The sequence below is a fragment of the Rhodopirellula sp. UBA1907 genome (genome assembly GCF_002337565.1).
Lineage (GTDB): Bacteria > Planctomycetota > Planctomycetia > Pirellulales > Pirellulaceae > Rhodopirellula > Rhodopirellula europaea.
In genome coordinates this window covers 45,863-53,466 of sequence record NZ_DDGH01000028.1, presented here as the reverse complement: position 1 = coordinate 53,466, position 7,604 = coordinate 45,863, and the positions used below count along the sequence as shown (strand labels likewise).

3 protein-coding genes and 2 pseudogenes are annotated in these 7,604 nt (G+C 56.6%); 4 read left to right on the top strand and 1 reads right to left on the bottom strand.

Annotated features, from left to right (window positions below):
- Both B2R17_RS28300 and B2R17_RS28295 read left to right on the top strand, forming a co-directional pair.
- Positions 1 to 101: pseudogene (locus B2R17_RS28300) on the top strand (DUF1589 domain-containing protein); the annotation flags it as partial.
- A pseudogene (locus B2R17_RS28295) lies at positions 53 to 163 on the top strand (DUF1589 domain-containing protein); the annotation flags it as partial. The pseudogenes B2R17_RS28300 and B2R17_RS28295, both read left to right, overlap by 49 nt.
- Here B2R17_RS28295 and B2R17_RS06025 read toward each other — a convergent pair.
- Positions 127 to 1,677 (bottom strand): endo-1,4-beta-xylanase, encoded by a 1,551-nt coding sequence (locus B2R17_RS06025; RefSeq protein ID WP_339888497.1) that lies wholly within the window; start codon positions 1,675 to 1,677, stop codon positions 127 to 129. The pseudogene B2R17_RS28295 and the gene B2R17_RS06025 overlap by 37 nt on opposite strands.
- Before the next feature lie 572 nt (positions 1,678 to 2,249).
- Between B2R17_RS06025 and B2R17_RS06020 the strand changes: the two genes are divergently transcribed.
- Both B2R17_RS06020 and B2R17_RS06015 read left to right on the top strand, forming a co-directional pair.
- On the top strand, positions 2,250 to 5,780 hold the full coding sequence (locus B2R17_RS06020) for a DEAD/DEAH box helicase (protein WP_286763262.1): 3,531 nt from the start codon (positions 2,250 to 2,252) through the stop codon (positions 5,778 to 5,780).
- Between the two features lie 218 nt (positions 5,781 to 5,998).
- Positions 5,999 to 7,114 carry a hypothetical protein gene (locus tag B2R17_RS06015; protein WP_286763261.1) on the top strand — a complete coding sequence of 372 codons (1,116 nt, stop codon included), beginning with the start codon at positions 5,999 to 6,001 and terminating at the stop codon, positions 7,112 to 7,114.
- Positions 7,115 to 7,604: the final 490 nt, after the last annotated feature.

The window sequence follows — 7,604 nt, the reverse complement described above, 5'->3', positions numbered from 1 at the left end:
CAAAGCGAGCCGTCCAGCCGATCGCGCAAGACTCAGCGATGTCCGTCCATTCACCCCGCCAGGTGCAACCTGGCCTACATTTCTGTCCCAACCCGACGCGTCAGCGAGGAAAGACATCCTCCGCTTTCAGATCAACATTTCTTCGCGAATTTTGGTGAGGTAGGCGAGCATGGGTCGTGGCCGACCTTTGGCATCGATCAATCCCGCGTGCGGCGTCATGTGAGGATGCTGGTCCGACCAACCGTCCCACACCACCGCGTGCACAATTTGTTTTGACAGCAACGTTTCGATCAGTGGCTGCACAAATTCGAATTGAGCCTTGGCCCAAGAGTCAGGCTCGCCATTGATTTCTGGTGACAACGGCCGCGTTTGAATTGGCAAGCGTGCCGCCGCGTCTTTTCCGGGTGCTCCCGCGACGGACAACTGAACCATCAGCGGAGCGTTCAGGGTTCCCCAACGGTCAAGCATTTGCCCGAACTCGACCGCCGATCGTGGGTGAGTGTCACCGTCGTCGAATCCAAATCGGAAATTCAATCCGATCCCGGCCAGCCCCAAACCGCTCCGCAGCAAAGCATCGGCGAAGTGCAACGGGCTGATCCCTTGTTCGTCGCGAGCGAGGTATTCGCCACAAGGTTGGTCCAACGACATCAAGACGGGCGTGTTTGGATCGCAACGTCGGATCGTTTGCAGGATTCCGATCGAGAACCGCATGACTTGTTCATCGTCGAACCCAAGCGGTCCGGCAACGTTCAGTCCGGAGGCTGCGTTCCAAAGGTTCACGCGTCCCCGAAATTGCATGACCGTCTTTTCGACGAAGCTGGTCATCGTTGACATCAACTTGTCGAAGTCATCCTCCAACAAAGTCAACCAATCCGGCAACAAACCTTTGCGGTAGTCGATGACCGGTCCGCCGATCACACGCAGCCCCATTTGGGCACACGCGGTCAGGGCTTCGTCCGCGGGTTCGTAATTCGGACGCCCCGAATCGGTTTCGATTTCGCCCCAGCTGATTCGAACCGCGGCGGCGTTGAATGCTCGCGTGATGGTGGCTTGTTCATCAATCGAATTGCTGGCGCGTCCGGACTGCATGTCCGCGGTGACTTCGGTGGCGGGCAGCGGCGGCAAAACTCCGACGGCCAACATGGTGCTCAACCGAGTTTCGCGACTTCGGCGATAGGCAACGGACTGAGTCGAGAACAGATCGCCCAGTTCGTTCGATGCCTGCTCGAGAGCTTCGATGGCTTCCAAGGCGGCATCCACGCACGACGGGTCGTCGGGGGCACACTGTGCGGCGTCCAGAAAACGCTTGGTGCCTCGGGTCAGAAAATCGTCGAATCGATCGCTGAGGACCAACCCGCCGCGTTGCCAAACATCGGCTTGAACACGAACGCGGTAACAGCTTCCACGAGCCAGTTCGACAAACAGTCGGTGCGAGCTGTCCAGGCAACGCAAACTGCATGTGCTGAGTTGGCGATACCCGATGGAGGGAATTGGGCAGGTCAGGAACAGTTTGGCCGAGGTGTCGACGCCGCGAGTCAGCGTGAAGCGGCCGTTCGAGTAAGAATTGCGTGACTGCCACGGCACCCCTTCGATGCCGCATAGATACGCGTCTTCCCAACGAGTCGATTCAAAGAACTCGTTCGCTGCGTCAGGGACATCAAAATGCATTTGCCCCATGGCAACCAGCGATTCAAAGACCGAACAAAAAACTATCGGGAAACGTCCGAAACGTTACTCAGGACCATCCTGGCAACCGAGACGGTGCGGCTCACCCATGTCGCCCGCCATCCGTTTCCCCGACGTTCGTTCGAGTTGACTGAAACGCCTGAATCAAGCGATTCTCAACTTTCGAAGGATTGTCCGAAAATGCCCTCCGAAACGATCCCTGGCAACAAAGTGTCTTGTCCGAGTGTCATTCCCAAGGAACTCCCGCACACAACGTGTGAACAACCACCTTTGTCCAACCGGGCTGGAAACAACCGAGTCGATCTGAAAAGGGGCCGGGTGGGATGGTTTGGCACGCGACTGGTGCCACTCCGCCGGCTTTCGCCTTAGCGCCATCATAGTAGTCGGTTCGGTCAGTCGCCGCGAGATGGCTGGTTCGAGGCACAAGAGCACCCTTTGGGGGACGAATCGCCCATTGAGCTCCGACGTGGGAGGTTGTCGCTTTGCACCATCGCTTTGAAGCGCCATCGCGTGTAACCTGTTTCGCTCGTTTTTTGAATTGCACCTTCTGAGAAGCAACACGCATGGACTGGATCGCGGAAGACCAACTCGGATCGCTTGGATTGCTGATGGGCGAGGCGGTGGAGCGTCTCGTTGATTCGCACGACCAGGGTTTCGATTCCCGCGCAGCAATGCTGACGGTGAAGACTCCCACTCTGACGCAAGGCGACAACGGAGTTCGCTTTGATTTCCAGGTGGTTGGCAACCGAGAAAAGCAGCAAAACGTTGCTCTCGAAATCGTCCCGCAAGTCGACGAGGACGATCCCGGCGGAGTCGGCGAACTTTCCAGCGAATGCCAATGCGGATGCGTGGCGTTCCTGCGAGACAACTCGTGCCCGCACACGTTGGCCGCCGCTTGGTGGTTGCAAGAACAAATTGCTCGGCGAAACGGCAACGGGCCACTGATCGAATTCCTGGGCGGCCTGAAAGCTGACGCCGTCGCGGCGGGCAAGCAGTTCGTGGATGAACTGTTGCGACGAGCCAAAAATTCGCGACCGGCACCAGCCGAAGACGCCGAGCCCACTCGTTTGCAGTGGCGAGTTCGCGTGAACATGGCATCGCAGACGGCACCACTGACGATCACGCCGTTTGAACAAAAGCAACGCAAAGGCGGCAAGGGTTGGACCAAGGGTCGCGAAGTCCGCAGCTTCGACCTGCTGGATCAAAACTTGTTGACCGATCCGCTGGACAGCAAAATCGCATCGCTGACTTCGGTGCCGACACACGGCGTTCACGATGACAACTACGCCATCTTCGAAGCCTTGCGAATGCTGGCCGGCCACGAGAACGTTGCCTGGGACGATCAGAACGCACTTCCCGTCGAAGTCTTCTGCAGTCAGTTGTTGTTGACGTTGCAGCCGGTCGAAGTCGAACAGTCCAAGAAACCCAAAGCATCCAAGAGACAAACTGACGGCGAAGCTTCTAAGAAAAAGACCGCGACAAAGACAACTCGCAAATCATCAGGCAAACGTTCGGGCAAATCCGCCGATGAGTTGTTGGGCAACGTCACCGCGACGATGACCATGCCGGAATCGGAACTGGATTCCGTCGAGGCTCCATCCGCCGATGGATTGATCCCCGACGATTTAATTCCCGATGAAGAAAAGGTCGAGGTGCAATTTCAACCGCGACTGTCGGTCGACGGAATTGACATCAATGTGCAAAAGTGCGAGATCGTTGTCGGCGGCCTGAGTCCGGTCGAACCAGCGATCATCTTGGCCGATTCCGACGAAGACCGAATCGTCCTGTGCACGCTGGCCGATCCCGCTGCGATTGGAATCATTCAGTTCTTGCTTCGCGGCGACTATCGCGACACATTGCTCGATCACGCGACGGCTTCGCGGTTGGCATTGGCCGCTGGGTCGATCGACTCGTTGATTCGAGTGGAACTGCCACCGCAATTGGCCGGTCCGATCGTTCCGGCTCCGTGTGAGCTAGTGCTGCAAATGCGTCCGCGTCCGGGTGCGGGATTGAAGGTTTCTCTGCGAGTCTACGAGTCACGTTTGCGAGATTCGTTAATCCCCGGGGATGCTCCCGAGTTGGTGCCATGTTTGGCCGAGACCGGTCCGATTCGATTGCAACGCGATTTGAAAGCGGAATTGGAATCTGCCGAAAAGATCGTGCAACGTTTTGGCCTGAGCCGTCTGTCTCACGAGAGCACGATGGAGTGGGTCGCACTGACCGATCACGCCGCATTGGATTTGCTGGGTCGTTTGCACGACGCCGGCGATGAATCGCCTCGAATCGTTTGGCCCGAAGGCGAAACGTTCCGCGTGCGTGGTGAGATCACACCGAAATCGCTGCGAATCAAAATCGATGACTCGCCGGACTGGTTTGGCATGACGGGAACCGTGACCGTCGATGGTGTCGACGTGCCACTGCAAGATCTTTTGATGGCGGTCCGCGAAGACCGTCAACTCGTTCGTGTCGGCGATCGCCGTTTCGCGAAAATCAGTGAGGCGTTCCGCAAGCGTTTGACGCAGTTGGGCGACACGCTGGTCAGCGAAAAGGGACAACTGCGATTGGCCGGAGCAGCCGTGCCGTTGGCTCGCGACGTTCTGGGCGACGACGTGACGCTGGAAACAACAGCGGCTTGGCACCAAGCGATCGAGCGACTCGATTCGCTTCAGGATTGGTCACCGGATCGCCCGGATGGCCTCGATGCGACGCTGCGTGATTACCAATTGGACGGGTACCGATGGTTGGCACGTTTGAGTCGCTGGGGTGTTGGTGGCGTCCTCGCCGATGACATGGGTCTCGGTAAAACCGTCCAAACACTCGGCATCTTGGTCGAACGTGGCCCCACTGGCCCCGCGTTGGTCGTGGCACCAACCAGTGTCGGTGAGAACTGGGTTCGAGAAGCGGAGAAGTTCACTCCCGCGTTGACCGGCAAGCTGTACCGCGATTGCGATCGAGACGAAGTCATCAAGACCGCGGGGCCAAACGACTTGCTGATCGTCAGCTATCAATTGCTGCAACGCGACGCGAAACGATTTGCTTCGCGAAGTTGGCACACGTTGGTGCTCGACGAAGCTCAGTTCATCAAAAACTCGCAAACCAAAACATCGCAAGCCATTCGCACAATCCAAGCGGATTGGCGTTTGGGACTTTCCGGTACGCCGCTCGAGAATCACCTCGGCGAGTTGTGGAGTTTGTTCCGAACGTTGAGCCCAGGCTTGCTCGGGTCTTGGCAACGATTCCGAAGCCGATTTGCTGAGCCGATCGAACGACACAGTGACGCGGATCGTCGCGAATCGTTGGCGCGGTTGGTTCGACCGTTTGTGCTGCGGCGAACAAAAGACAAGGTGCTGAAGGAATTGCCGCCTCGCACCGAGATCACGCTGCGTGCGGAATTGTCGGCTCCCGAGCGTAAGCTTTACGAAGACGCTCGTTTGGCCGCGCTGGCGGAATTGACCGCGGGCGGCGGAGCACCATCGCACGAAGGCCGACGTCGCATTCAGACGCTGTCATGGCTGACCCGTTTGCGTCAACTTGCGTGTCACCCATCGTTGGTCGAACCAAGCTGGAAGGGCACCTCTTCCAAGTTGCAATTGTTCTTGTCGCTGGTGGAAGAACTTCGCGAAGGTGATCACCGCGCTCTCGTATTCAGCCAATTCGTTAAACACCTCAGCGTGGTGCGAGCGGCATTGGACGAACGTGGGATCTCGTATCAGTACCTCGATGGAGCCACTCCTTCGCACGAACGGCAACGCCGCGTCGATGCTTTCCAAAATGGCGAAGGCGATCTGTTCTTGATCTCGTTGAAAGCGGGTGGAACCGGGTTGAACCTGACCGCGGCCGACTATGTGTTGCACTTGGATCCATGGTGGAACCCCGCCGTCGAAGATCAAGCAACTGACCGGGCGCACCGCATCGGACAAGAACGGGCAGTGACGGTTTATCGATTGGTCGCTGAGCGAACGATTGAGGAGCAAATCCTTCAACTGCATGCCGACAAGCGAGAACTCGTTGCCGGCATCTTGGATGGCACCGACGCCGCCGCGAAATTGCAAACGCAAGACTTGATCGATTTGATCAAGGCCGAAATGGGTTGATCATCAACAGCGTTTCGCCGCGGGATTCATTGCTGTTTTGGCAATTGACCGCGGCACGCCGCGATGCATGAGAGTTTCCCGCCAAAGCGATTTGGACGTCAAACTCTCGCTGCGTCGATGTCTTTTTTGGCATCGACTTTGCGGCCCTTTCTCTCCTGAACGACGCTCTGTGAACGTAAACGCACGCGTCAATTTGTGCCCCTACACAGGAGACCGAAATGACTAAGCGACTACCTACACGCCAACGACGTTTTGCACTTGCTATTGCCGCTGGACTGATCACGCCGCTGGCCGCTGCATCCACTGCGAAAGCAGGTTTTGGATGGGAGTGGGAAACCGGATCGCCTTACTACGAGGACGATGCCTGGTATGACGTCAGCGAATGGTTCGACGGAAACGATTACAACCCAACCGACGAAGCGATCGGCCGCTGGGATAACGAGACGTACGACCGCGACGAAGCCCTGACGTCCAGCGATTCCGACAACGACATCGACTGGACGAACAACGATCACGGTTACTACGCCGACACCGAGTCAAGTAACACTTGGTTCTACGATTACTACGATCACGGGTACTCGGACTACGGCGACTACAACAACGACGGCAACTACGAGTACACATCGAACTACTACGACTATGACAACGATGGTGTGTACGACGCCTTCGCTTCCTACACCGACACCGACGGTGATGGAACGTACGACGACGCCACATATGTCTCGTTCTCAGACGGCGACGAACAAAGCGACTCGCAAAAGACTGCTCAGCAAAAAGCCGATCAACAAAACTCATCGGCCAAGAGTCAGTCGTTCACCGGTAAGATCACTCGAGCCAAGAAGGTGAAGACACCAGCAACGACCAACATCGTTGTGGAACTTCAAAACCAAAGTGAAGGCAAATCGATGATCGCGGACTTGGGTCCCGCTGATCAACTCGACCGAATGCCGCAGCTCAACGACACGCTGACGGTCAAGGGTTCGCCGTTCAAGACCGGAGACACCAGCGTGCTGCTGTCGCAATCGATTGAGCATGATGGGCAGCAAATGGAGGTCGAACGTAGCGGCCGCGAGTACTCCGGCACGATCGAAACCATGAAGACCGTCAATATCAATGGCAAGCAACGACAGCTTGCCAAGATCAAGACGGACAATGGGAAAATGATGCTCGTTGATCTCGGACGCAAGAACGATTTGGACGCGAACCTAAATCAGGGCAGTCAAGTCACGATCAGCGGCCCAGCCATTCAAGTGAAGGATCGAGTCATGTTGCTCGCCAACAAGGTAACCTTGAACGGTGACACGTTCGACATTTCTCGCATGGCAAAGATGTAATCCGTTTGGAATTGCAAGCATTTGAATATCGAAATGCGTTCGGCGAACTGCCGAACGCATTTTTTGTTGCGTTCGATTTATTCGTGCGCTGTTCGTCGCGAATGGCCGTCCTCGCTCGATTTTTCCTATGCAGCGAGCGTTGAAACTGACGCGGTGCACGAATCGTGGCGGCTTCCTTGCCAGCACATGTCACTGTGAGATGTCACGACTCTGACGCGGGAAAGCCGCTACTCAAACATCAATCGCAATGGGCGAAGTCGAGCTGACAAACCCTGCGAGGCATGAATCTGATGCATTGATGTAAGATCCAGCGTCAGCGCGCGACATTCGGTAGTCGGGGTCGATGCCTGATTCTCGTGGAGGATTGTTTTGGAGTATCTTGCTTCCATGAAATCTCGAGCCCCAAATGCACGACGAATTCCACCTCGCCGCCCCAGTTCGCAAGAGCCAGCTTCAGTTCAGCCGAGACGCCCAGAAACGGACAGCGGCT

Excerpts from the sequence above, each read along its gene's own strand:
- B2R17_RS06025 (WP_339888497.1), bottom strand. The coding sequence starts at position 1,677 with ATGGGGCAAATGCATTTTGATGTCCCTGACGCAGCGAACGAGTTCTTT.
- B2R17_RS06020 (WP_286763262.1), top strand. The coding sequence starts at position 2,250 with ATGGACTGGATCGCGGAAGACCAACTCGGATCGCTTGGATTGCTGATG.
- B2R17_RS06015 (WP_286763261.1), top strand. The coding sequence starts at position 5,999 with ATGACTAAGCGACTACCTACACGCCAACGACGTTTTGCACTTGCTATT.